General features: G+C 65.5%; 17 protein-coding genes. 9 read left to right on the plus strand and 8 right to left on the minus strand.

Annotated features, from left to right (window positions below):
• Positions 1 to 6: 6 nt before the first annotated feature.
• Together Mal64_RS15455 and Mal64_RS15460 are read left to right on the plus strand one after the other, a co-directional pair.
• Positions 7 to 1500 carry a trypsin-like peptidase domain-containing protein gene (locus Mal64_RS15455; RefSeq protein WP_146401856.1) on the plus strand — a complete coding sequence of 498 codons (1494 nt, stop codon included), beginning with the start codon at positions 7 to 9 and terminating at the stop codon, positions 1498 to 1500.
• Between the two features lie 110 nt (positions 1501 to 1610).
• Entirely contained in the window at positions 1611 to 2810 is a 1200-nt protein-coding gene (locus Mal64_RS15460) for an esterase/lipase family protein (RefSeq protein ID WP_146401858.1), read from the plus strand.
• On the opposite strand, the gene Mal64_RS15465 is transcribed toward Mal64_RS15460, so the two are convergent.
• Positions 2788 to 3582, minus strand: a complete 795-nt coding sequence (locus Mal64_RS15465) for a PEP-CTERM sorting domain-containing protein (RefSeq protein WP_146401860.1) — start codon at positions 3580 to 3582, stop codon at positions 2788 to 2790. The genes Mal64_RS15460 and Mal64_RS15465 overlap by 23 nt on opposite strands.
• 380 nt (positions 3583 to 3962) lie before the next feature.
• Between Mal64_RS15465 and thiC the strand changes: the two genes are divergently transcribed.
• The 4 genes from thiC (at position 3963) to Mal64_RS15485 (ending at position 6959) form a co-directional block, all read left to right on the plus strand.
• Complete coding sequence (gene thiC / locus Mal64_RS15470) at positions 3963 to 5309, plus strand: phosphomethylpyrimidine synthase ThiC (RefSeq protein WP_146402220.1); 1347 nt, start codon at positions 3963 to 3965, stop codon at positions 5307 to 5309.
• Between the two features lie 44 nt (positions 5310 to 5353).
• Positions 5354 to 5797: a heavy-metal-associated domain-containing protein gene (locus Mal64_RS15475; protein WP_146401862.1), complete on the plus strand. Its 444-nt coding sequence runs from the start codon at positions 5354 to 5356 to the stop codon at positions 5795 to 5797.
• 63 nt (positions 5798 to 5860) lie between these two features.
• Positions 5861 to 6181, plus strand: coding sequence for a pyrimidine/purine nucleoside phosphorylase (gene ppnP, locus Mal64_RS15480; protein WP_146401864.1), 321 nt, complete (start codon positions 5861 to 5863; stop codon positions 6179 to 6181).
• Between the two features lie 223 nt (positions 6182 to 6404).
• Positions 6405 to 6959 (plus strand): hypothetical protein, encoded by a 555-nt coding sequence (locus tag Mal64_RS15485; protein WP_146401866.1) that lies wholly within the window; start codon positions 6405 to 6407, stop codon positions 6957 to 6959.
• Positions 6960 to 7045: 86 nt separating this feature from the next.
• On the opposite strand, the gene Mal64_RS15490 is transcribed toward Mal64_RS15485, so the two are convergent.
• The 4 genes from Mal64_RS15490 to thrC form a co-directional block, all read right to left on the minus strand.
• A complete protein-coding gene (locus Mal64_RS15490) occupies positions 7046 to 8395 on the minus strand; it encodes an MFS transporter (protein WP_146401867.1) in 1350 nt (449 codons plus the stop codon).
• Between the two features lie 147 nt (positions 8396 to 8542).
• On the minus strand, positions 8543 to 8917 hold the full coding sequence (locus Mal64_RS15495) for a hypothetical protein (RefSeq protein ID WP_146401870.1): 375 nt from the start codon (positions 8915 to 8917) through the stop codon (positions 8543 to 8545).
• 73 nt (positions 8918 to 8990) lie between these two features.
• A complete protein-coding gene (gene dapB, locus Mal64_RS15500) occupies positions 8991 to 9788 on the minus strand; it encodes a 4-hydroxy-tetrahydrodipicolinate reductase (protein WP_146401872.1) in 798 nt (265 codons plus the stop codon).
• Between the two features lie 128 nt (positions 9789 to 9916).
• The gene (thrC, locus tag Mal64_RS15505; protein ID WP_146401874.1) at positions 9917 to 11317 is read right to left on the minus strand and encodes a threonine synthase; all 1401 of its coding nucleotides are present in this window, start codon (positions 11315 to 11317) and stop codon (positions 9917 to 9919) included.
• Between the two features lie 495 nt (positions 11318 to 11812).
• On the opposite strand from thrC, the gene Mal64_RS15510 reads away from it, so the two are divergent.
• The 3 genes from Mal64_RS15510 to Mal64_RS15520 all read left to right on the plus strand — a co-directional run bounded on the left by Mal64_RS15510 (position 11813) and on the right by Mal64_RS15520 (position 13794).
• Positions 11813 to 12181 (plus strand): TraR/DksA family transcriptional regulator, encoded by a 369-nt coding sequence (locus Mal64_RS15510; protein ID WP_146401876.1) that lies wholly within the window; start codon positions 11813 to 11815, stop codon positions 12179 to 12181.
• Positions 12182 to 12253: 72 nt separating this feature from the next.
• The gene (locus Mal64_RS15515; protein ID WP_146401878.1) at positions 12254 to 12901 is read left to right on the plus strand and encodes a signal peptidase II; all 648 of its coding nucleotides are present in this window, start codon (positions 12254 to 12256) and stop codon (positions 12899 to 12901) included.
• A gap of 389 nt (positions 12902 to 13290) precedes the next feature.
• Positions 13291 to 13794: an RrF2 family transcriptional regulator gene (locus Mal64_RS15520; protein WP_146401880.1), complete on the plus strand. Its 504-nt coding sequence runs from the start codon at positions 13291 to 13293 to the stop codon at positions 13792 to 13794.
• Between the two features lie 47 nt (positions 13795 to 13841).
• Here Mal64_RS15520 and Mal64_RS15525 read toward each other — a convergent pair whose 3' ends face one another.
• Genes Mal64_RS15525 through Mal64_RS15535 form a run of 3 tightly spaced genes read right to left on the minus strand, consistent with a single transcriptional unit; the run spans position 13842 to position 18506 of the window.
• Complete coding sequence (locus Mal64_RS15525; protein WP_146401882.1) at positions 13842 to 14864, minus strand: hypothetical protein; 1023 nt, start codon at positions 14862 to 14864, stop codon at positions 13842 to 13844.
• Entirely contained in the window at positions 14848 to 16860 is a 2013-nt protein-coding gene (locus Mal64_RS15530; RefSeq protein ID WP_146401884.1) for a hypothetical protein, read from the minus strand. The genes Mal64_RS15525 and Mal64_RS15530 overlap by 17 nt, the downstream gene beginning before the upstream one ends.
• Complete coding sequence (locus Mal64_RS15535; RefSeq protein ID WP_146401886.1) at positions 16857 to 18506, minus strand: MotA/TolQ/ExbB proton channel family protein; 1650 nt, start codon at positions 18504 to 18506, stop codon at positions 16857 to 16859. Before Mal64_RS15535 ends, Mal64_RS15530 begins: the two co-directional genes overlap by 4 nt.
• Positions 18507 to 19044 lie beyond the last annotated feature (538 nt).

The raw sequence follows: 19044 nt of genomic DNA on the forward strand, positions 1-19044 counted from the left end.
TAAGCCGTGCCTCGCCACCCGATCCCGATTCGACGACTCACCGCCGCGCTCGCGCTGATCGCCCTAGCGTCCTCGGTTTTCGCGCAGACTCAGCCCCCCGCGGCGATCGCCGCGCTGCAGCAGACGGTCGTCGACGTGATCGCCCGGGCGGAGCGTTCGGTCGTGGCGGTGTCGCGATCGACCGCCGTGGCCGCCAATCCGCGCGCCGGCGGTATCGTCATCCGCAACGGCATCCCCGACCCGCTGGCCCGGGCGAGGCAAACGCCCGCGGCGCCCCCCCACGCCTTCGGCTCGGGCGTAGTGATCGACGCGGAACGTGGCCTCGTGCTCACGCAGTACCTGGTGGTCAAAGAGGGTGAGCAACACACCCTCACTACGGTGGACGGCGCCGAGTGCCCCGCCACGCTGCGCGGCGCCGACCCACGGAGCGGGCTCGCCGTGCTGGAGGCCGATCCCCAAGCTTGGCGTGCGGCCAAGGTCCCCGCGTTTGAGATCGGTCACGCCGAAGAACTACGCAAGGGCGAATTCGTTGTCACGTTAGGCAACCCTTACGCCATCCAGAGCGACGGCCAGCCGACCGCCAGCTGGGGCATGGTGGCCAACACCGCCCGAAAGGCGCCGGCCGAAGAGAACCTCAACAACGTCTCCGACGGCCGCCAGGGCCACCGCACCACGCTGCACCACTTCGGCGCGTTGATCCAAACCGACGCCAAGCTCGGCTGGAACGCCGGCGGCGGCGCCTTGGTCACGCTCGACGGCAAGCTGGTCGGCGTGACGACCACGGCCGCCGCGATCGCCGGCCACGAACGGCCGGCCGGCTACGCCATTCCGATGAACGACGCGATGCGCCGCGCAGTCGCCGCGATGAGCGAGGGCCGTGAGGCGGAGTACGGCTTTCTGGGGATCGAGTTCATGCCTTTGCCAGGCGGTGACGGGGGTGGGTTAAGCGTTCGCAGCGCCTTCCCCGGCGGGCCGGCTTTCCGCGCGGGGCTGCGGGCGGGCGACCTGATCCAGCGGATTGGCGGAGTCGACATCGTCGACGCCGACACCCTGCAGCTCGCCGTCGGAAGCCTCGAGCCGGGCAGCACCACGCCGGTCTCGATCGTCCGCGCATCCGACCCTCAGACGCGTGAAGTCACAGTCCAGCTCGGCAAGGCTTACGTGCACGGCAAACAGGTTGTGACCCAAAAGCCTCCCGCCTGGCGTGGCATGCGTGTTGATTACGCCACAGCGATCCCGCCGAACGAACTCCGCTTAGCGGCGTCGAGAAACCAGCTCGACCCCGAGGGCTGCGTGGTCGTCACCGAGGTCGAGCCGAGCAGCGTGTCTTGGCGGGCCGGTGTGCGCCCCTACGTCTTCATCAGCCACGTTGGCGGGAAGCGGGTCACCACGCCCGAAGAATTTGCCGACGCGATCAGCGGCGCCAGCGAATCAATCAAACTGCGATTCACGCAACCGCTTACCCCCCCGAACGCCGCGGGGGAAGAGCCCGTCGACTGAGGCCGCGTTGGCAAGGCTTAAGAGATGCGGAGCATGCCTAAGCGTCGCCCAAAGAAGCCTCTCATCTGAAGCCGTCCGGTTCGTCCCGCCCCGCCGTTAGTAGAGGCGCCATGACCTATCCCCAACGACTGAAGACTTGTCTCCGTAACGCGCTGATCATCATGCTGGCTCTTGCCGGCTCGATGAGTGAAGCGGCGGCCGCCGGGGTCGCCCCCGCAGCCGAGGCGCCCTTGGCGTTAAGCGAGTCGCGCACGCAGGCTCAAGACGCCGATCGCCATTGGCTGCAGCGCTGGTTCGTGCGTGAGGAGCACTACGAGCGGTACGGCCTGGTGGTCCCCGGCTCGTTGAGCGAATGCCCCCAGCAGGCGCCGCTCGTCGTGGTGTTGCATGGCTTCAATTCCAAGGCGGAGGGTGTCGCCACGCTGGTCAGCGACGCCCGCGCGGCGGGCACGCCATGTGGGGAGTTTACCTATCCGAACGACGACCACATCGCGCGTTCCGCGGAGCGGCTCTCGACCGCGTTGCGGCGTTTGCGAGCGGAGCACCCCGACCGCGAGGTCGCACTCGTGACACATTCGATGGGGGGCCTGGTCGCCCGCGCCTGCGTGGAAGACTCCCGGCTCGATCCAGGAAACGTGGGCCGGTTGATCATGGTGGCGCCGCCCAACCAAGGCAGCGAACTGGTGCGACTCGCCTACGGGACCGACTGCTGGGAGCACTGGACCCGCTGCCGCGGCGGCGGCTGGCCGTGGACCCGGGTCCACAACTCTCTGGTGGATGGTCTGGGCGAGGCTTCGGCCGACATGACGCCCGGCTCGCCTTTCCTGAGCAGCCTCAACAAGCGTCCCCGGAACCCGCGGGTGCGTTACACGATTCTGCTCGGCGACTGCGGTTTCTTGAGCGAGTCGACCGCCCAGTCGTGGCGTGAACGAACGTGCTACTTGGTGGCCTGCGCCCCGTGGTGCGACGACGCCGCCGAGCGTCTCGACCGTCGGCTCGCCGGGTACGACGAGCTCGTCATCGGCCGCGGCGACGGGGCGGTCGCCGTCTGTCGGGGCCGGCTTGAGGGAGTCGACGACACGGTCGTGCTGCCGTTCGGTCACCTCGACGTAACACGCAAGCCAGACTCCCCCGAGGGTCGCGCCGTGCGCAAGCTGATCCATCAACGCCTAGCGTGGAGCGAGAGCGGCGCCGGCGTGATAGAGGCCAGCGTCCCGGAGAGCAGTGGTCCGGAGAGCAACGGCATCGCCGTTGCGCAGACAGCTGATGCGTCCCTCGCCTCCGTGGTCAGTTCCGACGGCGGCGCCTGAGGGCAGCCAGCGACGAGGCCGCGAGTAAGCTGACCGCACTGGGCTCCGGCACGTTGATCGCAGGCGAGGCGTGCAGGTAGGCCGCCGGCATGCCGAATAAAGCTTCCTCGGAAGACGCCGCCTGGCTGAGGGCAAGCTGCTCGTTGATGGCGAGCGAATCACGCCACACCGTGAAATCCGCCGCGTCGACCACGCCATCGCCGTTGCCGTCGGCGGGCGAAGAGAAATTGGTGTAGCCAAAATCCGCGACCCATATGTCGAAGTCGTCCATGTCGACGTCGTAATCGCCTTCGTAGTCGCCCGCCAAGTGACGATATTCCACTCCTAACGGCGTTGCCAATTCGCCCGCCAGGATCGTCATCTCCAGGTCCATTTCCCCCGAGACCGTGTCCCAGATCGAGCCGAGCGACACGACCTGGAAGCCGCTGAGCAAGCCCGACAACTGGGTGGTCGAGGCCTCGGCGAGCGAGAACGCCGAATTGCTCAACTCGAACCACTCGGCCGAATCGTCCACGCTCATGTCGCCCGATACGTCGTAAGTGTCGGCAACCGAGGTCCAGCCACCCGGCAGGAGCGATCCCGAGGTCGAGTCAAGCGAGTAGCCGTCAATCATCACGTCAAACGACGAGCCGTTGCGCAGCAAGACGTTGCCCGTGGCCGTGTCGACAATCACTTCCGACAAAGCGGTCGAACCCACTGCCGAGCCCAGCAGAGCGGCCGTCAGGATAGCGATCGCCTGGACAAGGCGTGGCGGCTTGGGACCGGGGGCCATCGGGTGTTCCGTCAGAGAAGAGAAATCGTTCAACAGTGCGCCTCTAGCTACAAGTCTATTGTGGGCTGGTGTTTAACTCAACAAGCCGGCGAAATCGGCGTTCAGCCGTAGCCTCAGGAAGCCTTGGTCCGCAGAGGCTGCACAACCGTTTCGATTGGCGCCTTGCGGCGTTCGGCCACCTCAAGACATTTTTCAGTCACGCGGGGCGGGGGGCCGCCGCGTTGACACCACCCACCGCGCCGGTAGGATTGATCGGAACCGCCTGCTGCGCCACGCCTTAGGGCGCCGCGGCGGCCCGAGCCCACGGGGCGCCCCGCCACTTGTGATCCTTCCGAAAAGGACTTTTCGATACGATGCCCGCCGACTCCAGCCGCCAGCCCGTGACCCAACTAGAGTTCGCCCGCGCGGGCGAGATTACTCCCGAGATGGAGTACGTCGCTAAGCGAGAGAACCTGCCCGTCGAAACGATCCGCGACGAGGTGGCGTTGGGCCGCATGGTCATCCCGGCCAACACGGTCCACGCCAAGGGGCGGCTCGAGCCGATGGCGATCGGCATCGCGGCCAAGTGCAAGGTGAACGCCAACATCGGCAACTCGGCCGTGACGAGCGACATCCAGTCGGAGCTCGAGAAGCTGCACACTGCCGTGCACTTCGGCGCCGACACGGTGATGGACCTCTCCACGGGCAAGGGGATCGACGAGATCCGCAGCGCGATCATCGCCGCCTCGCCGGTGCCGATCGGCACCGTGCCGATCTACCAGATGCTCGAGGAGCTCGGCGGCGAGATCGAGGACATGACCGCCCAGCACTTCCTGGACATGGTCGAGCACCAGGCGAAGCAGGGCGTCGACTACATGACGGTCCACTGTGGCGTGATGCTCGAGCACCTGCACCTCTCCACGCACCGCGTGACCGGCATCGTCAGCCGCGGCGGCTCGCTGATCGCCAAGTGGATGATGACGCACAAGAAGCAGAACCCGCTCTACGAGGCGTTCGACGACCTCTGCGACATCATGCGGCAGTACGACGTCACCTGGAGTCTGGGCGACGGCCTGCGGCCCGGCAGCGTGGCCGACGCCAGTGACGCCGCGCAGTTCGCCGAGCTCGACGTGCTAGGTGAACTCACGATGCGGGGCCGGGAGCGCGGCACGCAGGTCATGGTCGAGGGCCCCGGCCACGTGCCGATGGACCAGATCCAGATGAACATCGAGCGCCAGATCGAGGTCTGCGACGGGGCGCCGTTCTACGTCTTGGGGCCGCTGGTCACGGACATCGCGCCGGGCTACGACCACATCACCAGCGGCATCGGCGCGGCGCTGGCCGGCTGGCACGGCGCGGCGATGCTCTGCTACGTCACGCCGAAGGAGCACCTGGGGCTGCCCGAGAAGGAAGACGTGAAGCAGGGGATGGTCGCCTACAAGATCGCCGCCCACGCGGCCGACGTCGCCCGCCACCGCCCCGGCGCCCGCGACCGCGACGACGCCCTGTCGAAGGCGCGGTTCGAGTTCGACTGGAACGAGCAGTTCCGCCTGGCGCTCGACCCGGAGACGGCCCGCGCGTATCACGACCAGACACTGCCGCAAGACACGTTCAAGAGCGCCCACTTCTGCAGCATGTGCGGGCCGAAGTACTGCTCGATGAAGATCACGCAAGACATCCGCAAGATGGCCGACGAGCTGCCCGGCGGCGCCGAGTCGCTTGTCGAGATCGCCAACACGGCCGAGTGATCCCCCGCCTACTGTTTTCAACCTCCGTACGAGGCGTGACTCCGATGAAGCGTTTACTCTTGGCGCCGATTGCCGCTGTGGTTTGTCTGGTCGTTGGTTGCGGCGGCGCCCCCGAAACCGCCACCACGGAAGTTTTCAACGCCGAAGGCGCCCCCACGGTCGAGATCGCCGCCGGCAACATGACCTGCCAAGGCTGCGCGTCGGGCGTGCGTAGGCTCTTGGCCGAAGAGCCGGGCGTGGTCGACGTGCGGGTCGAACTCGAGCGGCTCGTGGCGATCGTTGCCTACGACACCTCGATGTTCGACGCCTCCGCGGCGCGCGAGACGCTCGTCGAGGCGGGCTACGCTGGAGGCGATGGCGCCGAGACCGATGAGCCCGCAGTCGATGCCGATGAGACCGAGGCGGTAGACGCCGCCGCCGAAGGCGAGGAAGCCGACTCGGCCGAAACCGACTCGGCCGAAACCGACGCAGCCGCCTCCGGCGTCTGAGCGTCTCGTTACCTTGACGGTCTGCCAATCTCTTCCCAGCCTGTTTCACCTCGCAGCTCCGCAATGCCCGCCGAATTCTCCTCGGTCACCGTTGTCGTCCCCGCCAACATCTACTTCGACGGCAAAGTCACCAGCCGCACGGTCCGCTTTTCTGATGGCTCGGAAAAGACCCTCGGCCTGATGCTGCCGGGAGATTACGAGTTCGGCACGTCCAAGCCGGAGCTGATGGAGGTCACCGCCGGCGGCGCCGAGGTGCTGCTGCCAGGCGAGAGCGAGTGGCGAACCTATGGTCCGGGAGATTCTTTCAACGTCCCGGGCGACGCGAAGTTCCAGCTCCGCGTGAGCGAGCCGTTCGACTACGTCTGCACGTATTTGAACGAATAAACGCGATTTCACGTTTGATTTGTATTTTCAGCGTGACATTCTTCGCGAAGACAAAACTGGGTGCAAACACCCATATTTGGCGTGATATTAATTCACCCGAAAATGGTGGTCTCCCAGCCGGCGCAAGGTTAGAACAGTTGGGGCAAGTCATCGCCCGCGGTGCGCGGGGCTCCTAGGGCGATACCTCACCTCTCTTCCCCTGCAATGCATCGGAGAATGTCTAATGATTCGCAGCACGTTTTTGAGCTTCCTTATCCTGGGGGTCATTGCCCCCTCGGCTTACGCCGCCCCAGACTTTGATGTGACGTTCCTAGGCACGAACGGCTCGGGCAATTTTGAGTTCCGCGCGGATGTTATTTCGGGTTCCAGCGGCGGATCCACTGAGGTCGAGATGGCGTTCAACCTCGATTCACTCTTTGTTTTTCCAGTCGACATCATTATCGATGTCGAAGTCAACACAGCCGTTTTTGACTTTGAAAACCCTGGCTACAATCCCTTCACCGGCACGGTAACAACCGGCCTCTGGGTCGGACCTAGCGGGAATGTTTTCTTTTCAGCTTATGGCTCCCAAATCCTCGCCAGCGATGAAGTAGTAGAGTTGCTTACGGTTGAGACCGAAGCGATTCCCGGTCTCTTTGTTGCCTACGATGGGCTTGTGGCCCAACAAGGCGTGAACCACTACTTCGATGGCGTCGCGATTGTCCCCGAGCCGGCGACCGCCGTATTGGCGATGGGCGTCGCTTCGTGCTTGGCGTGCGTGAGGCGCCGCCGCGTCTAACGCCGTCGCTGTGCAGAATACATGCGGAGGGCGCCGAGCACGTGCTCGGCGCCCTCTTCTTATTCCCTGCGGGGGGCGAATCTCCCTCAATCGCTCAGGCTGCGTTCCTCAGGCCGGTAGAACAGCGCCACCGGCAGCATGATCGCCGCGGCGACGAGAAACATCGTGTTGCGTGGCTGGCCGGCGGCGTCGAGCGTCACGAGCGCCACCTTGAACAAGATTGCCCCCAGCACGATGCCGATCCAGTTGCACTGGTTCATCAGCGCGATCATGCGGCCCTTCTCGTCGGCGGGCGGCAGGGCCTGGATCGACACCTGCACCGGCACGATGAACATGCCCGTGCCGATCCCCATGACCACCAGCACTGGGATGCTGCCGCCAAAGCCCAGCAGGTGATCATTGGCGCCGCCGCGCAGCGCCATCAACAGCAGGCAGACTAGCAGCACGCTCGCCCCCACGACCACCACGCGGGGGTTGATGCGGCCGCGCGAGAGGTAGCCCCCCAGCACGCAGCCGACGGGGATGCCGACGCCCAGCATCGCGGCGAGCAGGCTGGTTTTAGCGTCGCCGAGGCCGAGTTGGCTCTTGCCCAGCGCGTTGACGCTCTGCTGGACAACGCCGCCGAGCATCCAGAAGGCGCTGGTCACCAAGACGGCGAGCATCAGCTGGCGGTCGCTCCACACCACACGCAGCAGCGAGCGCGGCACGAGCAGGTCTTCGGCGCCGAGCGGGGCGCCCGGCGTGGCGGGCGGCACCCGGCGGACCCCTAACGCCGTCATCGTGCCGACCACGGCGATCAGCACGCAGACCGCCGACCCCAGCCAAACGTTGTCGACGTACGCCTTGAGCAGCCCCGCCACGACCACGCCGAAGATGATCGCCAGGAAGGTGAACATCAGGAAGATGCCGTTCGCTCGCGGCAGGTCGCTGTCGCGGAGCGTCTCGGGCAGGATGCCGTACTTTGGCGGGCCAAAAAAGGCGCTCTGCACGCCCATCAGGAACAGCACGACGAGCATGCCGCCGAAGCCGATCAGATCGTAGAAGTAGAACCCAACCATACCGATCGCCATGACGAGGATTTCGGCCGCCTTGCTCGCGACGATCAGCGTCCGCTTGCTGGTGCGGTCGGCCAACCAGCCGGCGAAGCCGGAGAAGATCAGGAAGGCGGCGGCGAAGACAATCATCGCCTCCGACTGGCGGTCGGGGGCCGACTCGCCCGCCAGCTCGGCGGCGGCGATGGCGGCGGCGGTCGGCGTGGCCAGCAGCAAGAGCAGCTGTTTGAAGACGTTGTCGTTGAACGCCCCGAGGAACTGTGTGAGCGACATCGCCCAGAAGCTGGGGTCGCTGGTCAGCGGCGGCAGCTCCTCCGTGACGCGGGTGGAGGAGGGCAGGGGGGGCTGTTCTTGGAGCGGAGTCGATTGGTTTGGGTGTGTCATGCGAGGGATTATCGGGGCGGACCGCCTCGCAAGCCAAGGGCGTTTATCGAAGAATGGGACGCGGATGAACGCGGATTGAAAGGGTCGACGCGGATCACCCTTGAATCTGATCCGCGATGACCCATCTGATCCGTGCTCGTCCGATACCTATCCGTCGCCGTAGCGCGATCGCATTGCTTCGGCGACCTCCGGCAGGGGGTAGTCACGCAGCGGCAGTTCGCCGCCGGCCAGTTCACGTAGCCGCAGCCAGCCGCGGGTCATGAGTCCCTCGCGCTGGGCGACGTACTCGGCGTCGAGGGCCCGTTTGTCGAACGGTCCCTCGCACGCGACCGGCTTGAACTTCTCGTGGACGATGTACTGCGCGAGCTCCGGCTCGCAGCGGAGGTGACGCTCTGGGTAGGTGTGCAGCACCTCCGGGTCGAGGCCGCCGGTGACGTACCGCAGGTACATCGCGCTGTCGGTCATCGCGCCGACATCCTCGCCGCACACGTCGCAGAGATAGCCTTCGTCGCAGCGGGCCATTATAGCGGTTAGCTTTAAGCAATTAGTCGTTAGCTAATAGCCGACGAGCTACGCTCGTCGCAGGAGCCACAAGCTACTTGAGACCTAGCACGTCTTGCATGTCGTACAGTCCGGGCGGCTTGCCCTTAATCCACTTGGCGGCCGTGTAGGCGCCTTGGGCGTAGCAGTCGCGGTTGGTGGCCGCCACGCGGAGCTCGATCGTTTCACCGAGCATGCCGAAGACGATCGTGTGCTCGCCCGGGTTGTCGCCGGTGCGGATGGCGTGGTAGCCGATCTCGTCCGCCGGGCGGGCGCCGACTCGGCCCTCGCGGCCGTGGGCCGCCTTGGGCTTGTCCATCGCGTCGGCCAAGATCTTGCCGAAGGCCAGGGCCGTGCCGCTGGGCGAGTCTTCCTTGAAGCGGTGGTGCCGCTCGAGGATCTCAACGTCGACGCCGCTCGGCAAATCCTTGAGCGTGCGGCCGGCGATCTCGGCGAGCTTCATCGTCAGGTTGACCGCGGTGCTCATGCTGGCGGCCTTGACGATCGGGATCGACGCGGCGGCGGCCTCGATGCGTTGCAGCTGCTCCGCCTCGATGCCCGTGGTGGCGTAGACCAACGGAAAGCGCCGCCGCACGCATTCTTCGACCAGGGAGTCGGTGGCGTCGGGCACGGAAAAGTCGATTACCGCGTCGCACGCCTCGGGCCAGTCGGCCGAGATCGGCACGCCGATTGTCCCGGCGCCAGCCAGCTCTCCGGCGTCGCATCCCGCGTTCGGGGCGCCGGCGTTGTCGAGCGCGGCGACCAGTTCGACGGCCTCGTCGGCGGCGCCGAGCGCCACGAGCCGCTGCCCCATCCGCCCCGCGGCTCCGTGAATGGCCACCCGGATCGTCATGTCACTTCCTGATTCAAAGAACTAGCCACAGATACGCGAAAATGGTCGCGAATGACTTTCTTAACACAAGCCACCAATAGCTAGGAAGCCGCATCCGCGTCTATCTGCGCTTGTCTGTGGCTGAAATGTTAGCTGTTGAGTTGAATGGCGCGGACGATCGCGTCGAGGTCGTTCTCGACCTGCACCGCGCGGTTGGCGTAGGCCGCCGTGTTGACGCCGCGGCTGCCCAAGACGCGGTTGAACTCCGCCTGGTCGCTGGTGTGGTAGGCCACCGTGGCGGTGGGGTCCTTGAGCTGGTGGCCGGTGAGGATGCAGACAACCCGCTCGCCCGGCTCGATGACGCCCTCCTCTCGGAGCATCTTGGCGCCGGCCACGCTTGCCGCGCTGGCCGGCTCGCAGCCCAGGCCGCTCGCCCCGACTTGGCTCTTGGCGTCGAGGATCTGCTGGTCGGTCGCCTCACGCACCACGCCGTGGCACTGCTCCAGAGCACGCAAACACTTATCGAGGTTCACCGGGCGGTTGATCTCGATCGCGCTGGCGATCGTGTCGGCCCGCTGGCCGGCGGCGTCGAGTTCGGCGTGGTAGCTGTCGACGATCTTGCGGTCCGGATTGCCGCCGTTCCACCTGAGGCCGCGGTTCTCGTGCAGCTCGAACAGCGTGTCGGCGCCGGCGGCGTTGATGATCGCCAGCCGCGGCACGCGGTCGATGAGGCCCAACTCCTTGAGCTCACTGAACGCCTTGCCGAACGAGCTGCTGTTGCCCAGATTGCCGCCCGGCACCACGATCCAGTCGGGAACTTCCCAGTCGAGGCTCTCGAGCACGCGGAGCATGATCGTCTTCTGCCCCTCGAGCCGGAACGGGTTGACGCTGTTCACGAGGTAGATGCCGAGCTTCTGCGAGATCTCGCGCACCCGCTGCATGGCGTCGTCGAAGTCGCCGGCGATCTGCATCGTCAGCGCCCCGTAGTCGAGCGCCTGCGAGAGCTTGCCGTAGCTGATCTTGCCCGAGCCGATGAAGATGACCGCCTGCATGAGCTTGCTCATGCAGCAGTAAAGAGCGAGCGACGCGCTGGTGTTGCCGGTCGACGCGCACGCCGCACGCTTGGCGCCAATCATGTGGGCGTGGCTGAAGGCAGCCGTCATGCCGTTGTCTTTGAAGCTGCCCGAGGGGTTCATCCCCTCGTACTGCAGGAAGAGTTTGTCTTGTTCGAGGCCGATGTACTTGGCGACGCCGACCGAAGGGTGCAGCGGGGTCTGGCCCTCGCCGATCGTGACGATCTTCTCCGCCGGGGCGAACGGCAGCAGCTCGCGGAACCGCCACACGCCGCTGCGGCAGAGCGGCTCGTTGCGGCGTGACCATTTCGACTCGAACCACTTGAGCGAGTCAGGCGGCGCAAGCCGGTCCCAGTCGTAGGCGATATCGAGCAGCGCCCCGCATTTGTCGCAGCTCGTGCGGACCTCGCCGACGTCGTACGTCGCGCCACAGCCGGGCATGATGCACTGCTGAAAAGCCAAGCCGGTCTTGGTCATAACGGCGTCCACTGTGGTGGTCCTCGCCAACGGGGGCACGGGTGTTAACTTGGGTATGATGCGACATCGACGGCCGGCAGGAAAGCGTGCCTGCTGGCGTGATCGGGGGGTTTGTCTGAATCTCGCTCGATCGTCCGCGGCGCCGGAGCCTCAGGGGCAAGATCCTGGCGCCCCTTCTCTATTGGGATCGGCCAGCCGACCGGCCGAACCGCTGCCGGGTTGTGAGTTTCGCCGCCGCGGGCCGTAAGGCTTTTTAGGCGAACAACTTACGGACCCATCCTACTCGCAGATTCGGGGCCCGGCAAACCCATCCACAGGCGTCCCAAGCCGTTTTGGCGCCAGCATATTGGCTCTGAGCAATAGGCCCGTATCCAAATAGTAGTTATGCTAACGATTCTACACCGCCCGCCTCGCTCCATCCGGACCGGGTCGCGGCGACAGAGTCCGCCACTGTGATCGCTACGACGACAGTTATTGTTACGGAGCCAACACGAAATGAAGAAGGCAGACATGCTGGCCTACAAGGAGCGACTCCTTGCCTTGCGGGCCCGATTGCGAGGCGATGTGAACGCACTCGCCAGCCACGCCCTGCGTCAATCCGATGACGACGGCGGCGATTCCTCCTCGATGCCCATCCACATGGCCGAACTCGGCAGTGAGAATTTCGAGCAGGAGTTCTCGCTCAGCCTGATGGAAACCGAGGAAACCACGCTCACGGCCATCGACACGGCCATCGAGCGGGTGGATCAGGGCACCTTCGGCAAATGCGTCGAGTGCGAGGGCGTTGTGCCTAAGACCCGGCTGAACGCGATCCCGTTCACTCCGGTGTGCGTGCGTTGCGCCGAGAAGCTCGAGGGCATCTGATATCGACACGGCGCTACCCCCAGGGACTGGGGGACCGTGGCGTCGCCTTGCGTTGAAGAGATCCCAGGGCTCATGGACGAATCCGCACCACCCACCAACCGCGAGACGTCGCCGGCGCCGCTCCCTCCTGTGGCTGCGAGTCGGTACGCCGTGTTTTTGATGGTCGCCGGATTGGCGTGCCTGCTCGATCTCGTCACGAAGTCGTGGGTTTTCTCCTGGGACGGCAAGCTCACAGGCCACGTTGACTGGCTCTGGCCAGGCTATGTCGGCATACAAACCAGCCTGAACGAAGGCGCCTTGTTCGGCATGGGCCAAGGCCAGGTCTTCTGGTTCGCGGCGCTCAGCTGCTTGGCGGTCGTCGCCATACCGCTCTGGCTGTTCGCGTGGCGGGCTGCCCACGACTGGACCGTCACGCTGTGCCTCGGCTTCGTGATGGGTGGCGTGCTCGGCAATCTGTACGACCGCCTCGGCATGCCCGGCGAACTCTGGCCCGGTTACCACCCGCACGCGGGCGAAACCGTGTACGCCGTCCGCGATTGGATCTTGCTGCAACTCAGCGACGCTTGGCGGTGGCCCAACTTCAACCTCGCCGACTCGTTCTTAGTGGTCGGCGCCTTGGTGCTCATGCTGCGTGCGTTTACCGAGCCCGCGCCGCGAGACGCCGCCTTGCGGGAAAGCGAAACCACCCAAGAAGGTCCCGCGCACTCAGGCCGCAGCTAACGCACACTCGACCAACCGTAGGTCGAGCGTTCTGCGCTTCAATCAAAGGCGTTTTTGAGGGAGAAGCGAGGGGCGGAGCGGCGCCTCCCTGAGACGTGGTCTCACCTCCGCTGCGCGGCGAACCGATTTCTTTCGGTGTGGATACCTTAAACCGGCTCGTCCGAGATTGACTTTCGCGCCGCGTGCTGTGTAGCTTGTAACGCAAGCTGAAAGCAGCTCTTTTCAAACTCTTTTCTTTGCTGGAATGGCGTCTGCGTTGGAGTGGCGTGCGGGGACATGGTCCATCGCCCGCCAGGCCGAACCGCCTGCGCCACCCACACTTTTCTTTTCTATCGCACGCGTCGTTTTGCCGATGGCGTGTTGCGGCAACCCTCTCTACGGGGGCGTTAATGAAGATATCTAGAACGGTCGCTTACGCCATCCAGGCTTTGATGCAGTTGGCCAATGCCGAACCGGGCTGCACCACTTCGTGCAACTCGCTCTCGAAGCGAGGCAAGATGCCCGAGCGGTTCCTGCTGCAGATCTTGCGCAACTTGGTGCGTCATGGCATGCTCAAGTCAGTGCGCGGCGTCGAGGGTGGATACGTGCTGATCAAATCTCCCGAACAAATCTCCCTGCTGTCGCTGTGCGAGGCGCTCGACCACGGCCTCGAGCCGGTGGTGCCCGAAGTCGAGGGACTCTCACCTCAAACCCGCGACGCACTGTTGGGCGTGGTCAGCAAAGCTTCGTCGGCGGCCAGCCACGAGTTGAGCGAGATCACGCTCCAAGACTTGCTGCGTCACGACCAAGAACACGCCAGCGCGAGCCCACCGGCGAGCACTGCGGCGCCGCCCCCCAGCGGTCCCCACATCGCGGGTTCGCCGCAACGCTCCGAGTTTGCCGCAGGCGGCTAGCGGGTTACTCCCCGTGGCGTTCCACGCGCAAGTCGAGAGCGGCGGCGTCATTGCATGACCGTTTCACGGCCGTTGGGGCCGAACGAGATCGGCTGCCCCGCGCGCTGCAGCGTCTTGGCGACCCGGTAGCCATGCTCCTTGAGGCTGCGCTCCACCTTGGCGAGCGATTCGAAGCTGTCGGGGTAAGCGATAATGGTCACCACCGTGGCGTCGCGATCGATCCCCTCGAGCCTTTGCATCAACGGGCTGCCGGGCTCGGTCGCTAGATCCGCCGGCGTGCGTTGCACCGAAGGCGTGGCGACCACTGTGCATCGCTCCATCCCGCCGATGGCCATCATCCCGCGTCCCGGCACGTTGATTGTCTGCCGCTTGAAACGGCAGGCGAGGTAGTGCCCCTCGACCGGTCCCAGCCGCCGCTCGGCGACCACTTCCATGCCCGAAGAGTTCATCAGCTCGGCGCGGACCGAGCCGATCGCTCGTTCGATCTGGTCGACGAACCCTGCGATCGGCAGGAAGGAAATCTGATTCCCTTCCAGCGAGATCATCACCTGGTCCTCGACAACGCCCTGGGCGATCGGCGTGGGGTAGCACTCGATCGTCTCGGTTTCTTGCTCCACGACGACCTGCGACACCCGCTTGCGCATCAATTCCTCCAGACGCAACTGGGCGTGGGCGATGCTCGTGCTCGTGTCGTGCGAGCGGCGATCGCTTTCCGACAAAGCCGCGCGTTCCTTCTCCAACTCGGAATCGAGCTCGGCGATGTAGGAAGCCATCTCGACCCGATCCGCCTCGAGCAACCGTGATTCGGCTTCGGTCCGCTTGGCGGCGAGCACCAGACGCTCAAACTCCCTGCGTTCACGCAGCGCCCTGTCCTTCGCTTTGCGCAGGTCGGCGGCGGTGACGCGTTCAACCTCCGTTTGCGCGACGGGAGCCGCTTCGAACTCGCGCGCAGCACGCAAGCCGACAACCATCACCAACAGGATCAGGATGCCGACAATGTTGGCGACGATATCCAGGAACGAGTCGCCGCCGGGCGAGTCGTCTTGTTGTTCTTTAGCGTACCGGGCCACGGGCGCCTCCTGCCGGTTCGTTGGTCGCTGTGTCGCGACGTACCGCGATGCCGCTCGCCTCGAGCACGGTCGCCAGTTCCTCCGCCCGAGTCGTGCTGTTGGGGCCCGCTGTCACCCGCAAGACAGGCCGCCAGTACAGTCCTTCGCCAGCGATGCCCCACGACTCGGCGTGCTGCCGGAGCGACTCGACCACTTCCTGGGCGTGCTCGGCGGTGGGGCCGGTCAGCTCGACCGTTCGCCCGGTGAGCATCGGATCGCCGCCGCGCAGATCGCGATCGGAATCAAGAATCGCCACCCGGTCGTTCCTGACAATCAGCCTGATGCCGCGCGTGATCGGCACACCCGACCCCTGCGGCTTGCTGGCGTTGCTCGCCTGGGACCTGCCCGCCGAGTCACCACGCTGCCGCTCCGCCGCCCCGGAGGGGGCCCGCGACGCCGTCGTGGAACTCGTGTTCGCGGCGACCTGGGAGGCGCTGCCGGCCTCGCTTCTTTGTGCGGTGTCCGGTCCCGAACTCCCTAAGCGAGCCTGGGAGCCTGAAGAGCTCGCAGCCGCGTTGCTTGAAACGCCCGAGGAGGCGCCCCCGTCGCCCGCCAGGCTCGCGTTGCTTGGACTTGTGCTGCTGGGACTCGTCTGCCTGCCGTCGCCTTGCTTGCCATGGCCCGCGGCGCCAGACGATCCGGGGCCGCCAACTGCGGCTTGGGCTGTGGGCGTGGGACCGCCGTACGGCTGGCCATAGGCCCCGCCATCGGCTTGCTGATTTGCGTTGCCGCCCGCCGAAGGCAACGCCTCGGAGCCGGAGGGGTTCGCCGTCGGTCCGGGGTAGCTCATCGGCGGGTAAGCCCCTCCGCCGGCTGCGTAGCCGCCGCTCCCAGCGCCGCCAGGGTCGTGGCTCGAGCCGGTCGATTGGGCGGAGCCCGCGTTGAAACTCGAGCTAGGCAACGCGCCGGCTGGGACGGTGATCCCTTCGAACGGGTTGCCCCCGAGAGAATCGCTCCGCCGGGCGGTGAGCCCGCCCCCTACGCTCATCGCCCTGCTGGGCTGATCACGCCGGAACAATTGCGGCGCGGCGCGGGCGAGCTGAGCCCTTTCGGCGCGAGCGATGTCGATCGCCCGGGCCATCTGATCGGCCATCACCGGGTCGGGCGCCGGGTATGCGACGTCCCAATCGGCCGCAACGGCTTGGAAGCCGAAATCGTACTCGATCGATGAGATCACCCTGTGCGCCACGCGATAATAATCGACGCCTTCGGGCCGCACGATCAGCAACGGATAAGGGACCCCGTCGTCGCCCCGCTTGTGGGTCAGGTGCTTGTTGGCCGCTCGCAACGCGGCGGCCAAGGGGCTGCTGACCTCGATTGGCTTGTAGAAGTCTTCTTCGACAAGCCGCACGCCCTCCGGCTGGATGTAGACGCCGTCCGCGCGACACTCGAGGTAAACAGGCCGCCGGTGGGTTCCCGCGATGCCCTCGTTCAACGCGGGCACCACGGCGTACGATTTTTTCGTCTGTTGGGCCGCCTCGCGCTCCAGCTCTTCAATCTCGCGTTCGGTCTCTTCGATCAGCTCTTTCAGGCGACGCAGCTCGTCCTCGGCCATCCGTTGGTCGTCAAAGTGCTCGCCCTTCAGTGCAAACAACTCTTGGGCCGCCAGCTCCAGGCGCTCAAGGTCATCCTGCATACGGCGGATATGATCTTCGGCCTGAGCCAGGGCGGCTTGCTCCCGCTCCAACTGCTCGGACGCCTGCTTGCGCAGCCGCTGGGCGTCTGCGTGGAAACGCTCGACCTCTTCCAACTGGCCGCGCAACTCGACCTGCTCCTCGGTGTCCACGGCTTCGGCGGCAAGACGCTGCGCCTCGGCGTGTTCCTCGGCGGCCGTCTCCTCCGCAACGTGCGACATCGCCACGAGCAGAATCACCAGCGCGCCCATCGTGCACAGAAGCACGGCGAGGAACGGGAACAGGGTGAAGGTCGCCGAATTGTCAGCGCGTCGGCGACTCATGCGGCGTGATGCGTGGCGGGGTTGTCGGTGCCGGGAAGCGACGCGCCGCGGCCCGTCCGAGCGCTGAGCAGCTGAATCGACGCCGACAGGCTCAACAGTGTCTCTTCGAGATCTTGCGAGCGACTCAGGGCCGAGAGGTTGCTGTTGAGCGCTTCCTCGAGCCGCCGCACCTCACGGGTCGACTCGACGACCTTCAGCAACACGTCGCCCTGCTTGATCAGCTGCTCCTGGTGGCCTACGGTCGCCTCGGCCGATGCGACGAGCGCCCGCTGCATCTCACTGAGCACCGTCTCGCTGCGGCCGACCAGCTTCTCCTGGCGGTCGGCGGCGACCACCATCGCCTCGCCGAGCGCGGCCTCGACCTCCGAGAGGTGGCGGCGGTTCTCGCGGGCCAACTCTTGCTCGGCGCCGGTGAGCTCGGCGCCGTGCTGCTGCAACGCCTCGACGAGCAACTCCGCCATCCGCTCGAGCCCGGTCCGCAGGCCTCCGATCATCTCATCGGCGCCGGTCGTGAGCCGGTCGGCGTGTCCTTCGGCCGACATCCGCAGCTGCTCCAGGCAGCCGGACGTCAGAGCCGAGAGCGAAGCGGCCTGCTCCTCGATCGCCGCCTGCACGGTAAGCGATTGCACGCCGAGGCTCTCGTTGAGCTTGGCCAGTTGCTGCTCGACCCCCATGTTCAGGCCACGGGCGTGATCGGCGAGGCTCTTCCGCAGGCCGGTCGAGATCGAGTCGGTCAGCGTGGCGCCGGTAGCCTCGACCACCACGGACCACTGTTGGTTGGTCTCGTCGATCGTCGACTTCCAGAGGTCGGCCTGGCGGGCGGCCATCACCTCGACGGCCCGCACCACCTGTTCGCTCATGCGGCGGATCGACGCTACGTTCGGATCGGTCGTGGCGCCGTACACCTGAAAACGCCCCACCAGCTCAGCCGAGACACGGCTGTCGATCTCGTTCAGCAGCTCCTCTTCGTGCCGCTCGACGGCGAACTTGCCGAACATCAGCGGCATTGACAACGCCAGCGCGAGCGCCGTGGTGTCGAAGGCCGTGCCCAGACCGGCGGTCACCGTGGTGAGTGAGTCCTTGAGATACTCGGGGTTGAGTTCGGCGATGGCGATCGTGATGCCGATCACCGTGCCGAGGAAGCCTAGGATCGGCACCGCCCAGATGACAAGTCGCACCAAGGCGTAGCCGGACGACATGGCGCCCAAGTCGATCTCTTCGAGGTGACGCAGCTTGTCGTCGAGGTCCTCCGCGCCGTTCTTGCGGCGGACATGCTCCAGGGCGCCGCTCAGCCGCCGCACGAGCAGCGACTCGCGTGGCCCATCGGGCAACGCGCCGAGCGTGTCGAGCATGCGCGCCGCCTCTTCGGGCGGCTGGCCGCCGGCAGGCGGGGCGTCGAACAGCGGCTTGCCCAGCCAGTGACGCTGGGTCTGGATGTACAGCAAGCGCATCACCAGCGACGCGGCGCCGATGAAGAACATGGTCGTTGTGAGCCGCGACACCCAGTGCGAGTTGAAGTACCGCTCCACGAACGAGGTCGATCCCACCCCGCTGCTCAGCAGGGCGTAGAACACCAGGCCGCAAAGCCCGCCCCAAACGAATGGTTGGCTCAGGATCCAATTGGCGATTCGAGTGATCCCCGACACGGCGAGCGTCCTTTCTCTACGATGCGAGCGATGCTGTCGCGGCTTGGACCGCGAGGCGCATGGCGAGCGGCAATCTCCGCTCAGATCTCGTGATCGGCAGAATCGGCAAAGTCGAATCAATCAAATCGGGCCGAAGGACCCAAGTCGGTTGCTAGCACCGCCTCTTCGGGGTGTGTCGCTATCGAAATGTCCCGTGTCATTCAGTCGCTTCGCCGGAACCGCGGCAGCGGCATCTCGCCTATCTAGCCAATGCGGAATCCCAAGAGTGCGGTTACACGCCACGAGGAGAGGGGGTCCTGCGGCTACGGTATTGCCGAAAGTCCCTATCCTCGCAATTGAGGCTGCAACGGTACGCCTCGGCAGGCGACAGCCACGGCGAAAAGTGTGTGTGATTCGCTTGCTTTGCTTATAATGAGGCGTCGACCGAAGGTTCTCGGAACAGGTTTTCTCGCCCCCAGATTCGTGAATACGAGTTGGGCAAAAAGGGCGGCCCGGGCAATAATTCTGGTGCTCAACGTCGATCTACCTACGGAACAAT

It is taken from the genome of Pseudobythopirellula maris (assembly GCF_007859945.1).
In the GTDB taxonomy this organism is placed as follows: Bacteria; Planctomycetota; Planctomycetia; order Pirellulales; family Lacipirellulaceae; genus Pseudobythopirellula; species Pseudobythopirellula maris.

What these genes read in the sequence shown, in the direction of transcription:
- Mal64_RS15515 (WP_146401878.1), top strand. Translation starts at nt 12,254, where the DNA reads ATGGACGAATCCGCACCACCCACCAACCGCGAGACGTCGCCGGCGCCG.
- ppnP (WP_146401864.1), top strand. Translation starts at nt 5,861, where the DNA reads ATGCCCGCCGAATTCTCCTCGGTCACCGTTGTCGTCCCCGCCAACATC.
- Mal64_RS15465 (WP_146401860.1), bottom strand. Translation starts at nt 3,582, where the DNA reads ATGGCCCCCGGTCCCAAGCCGCCACGCCTTGTCCAGGCGATCGCTATC.
- Mal64_RS15460 (WP_146401858.1), top strand. Translation starts at nt 1,611, where the DNA reads ATGACCTATCCCCAACGACTGAAGACTTGTCTCCGTAACGCGCTGATC.
- Mal64_RS15495 (WP_146401870.1), bottom strand. Translation starts at nt 8,917, where the DNA reads ATGGCCCGCTGCGACGAAGGCTATCTCTGCGACGTGTGCGGCGAGGAT.
- Mal64_RS15485 (WP_146401866.1), top strand. Translation starts at nt 6,405, where the DNA reads ATGATTCGCAGCACGTTTTTGAGCTTCCTTATCCTGGGGGTCATTGCC.
- Mal64_RS15475 (WP_146401862.1), top strand. Translation starts at nt 5,354, where the DNA reads ATGAAGCGTTTACTCTTGGCGCCGATTGCCGCTGTGGTTTGTCTGGTC.
- Mal64_RS15490 (WP_146401867.1), bottom strand. Translation starts at nt 8,395, where the DNA reads ATGACACACCCAAACCAATCGACTCCGCTCCAAGAACAGCCCCCCCTG.
- Mal64_RS15530 (WP_146401884.1), bottom strand. Translation starts at nt 16,860, where the DNA reads ATGAGTCGCCGACGCGCTGACAATTCGGCGACCTTCACCCTGTTCCCG.
- dapB (WP_146401872.1), bottom strand. Translation starts at nt 9,788, where the DNA reads ATGACGATCCGGGTGGCCATTCACGGAGCCGCGGGGCGGATGGGGCAG.
- thrC (WP_146401874.1), bottom strand. Translation starts at nt 11,317, where the DNA reads ATGACCAAGACCGGCTTGGCTTTTCAGCAGTGCATCATGCCCGGCTGT.
- Mal64_RS15520 (WP_146401880.1), top strand. Translation starts at nt 13,291, where the DNA reads ATGAAGATATCTAGAACGGTCGCTTACGCCATCCAGGCTTTGATGCAG.
- Mal64_RS15510 (WP_146401876.1), top strand. Translation starts at nt 11,813, where the DNA reads ATGAAGAAGGCAGACATGCTGGCCTACAAGGAGCGACTCCTTGCCTTG.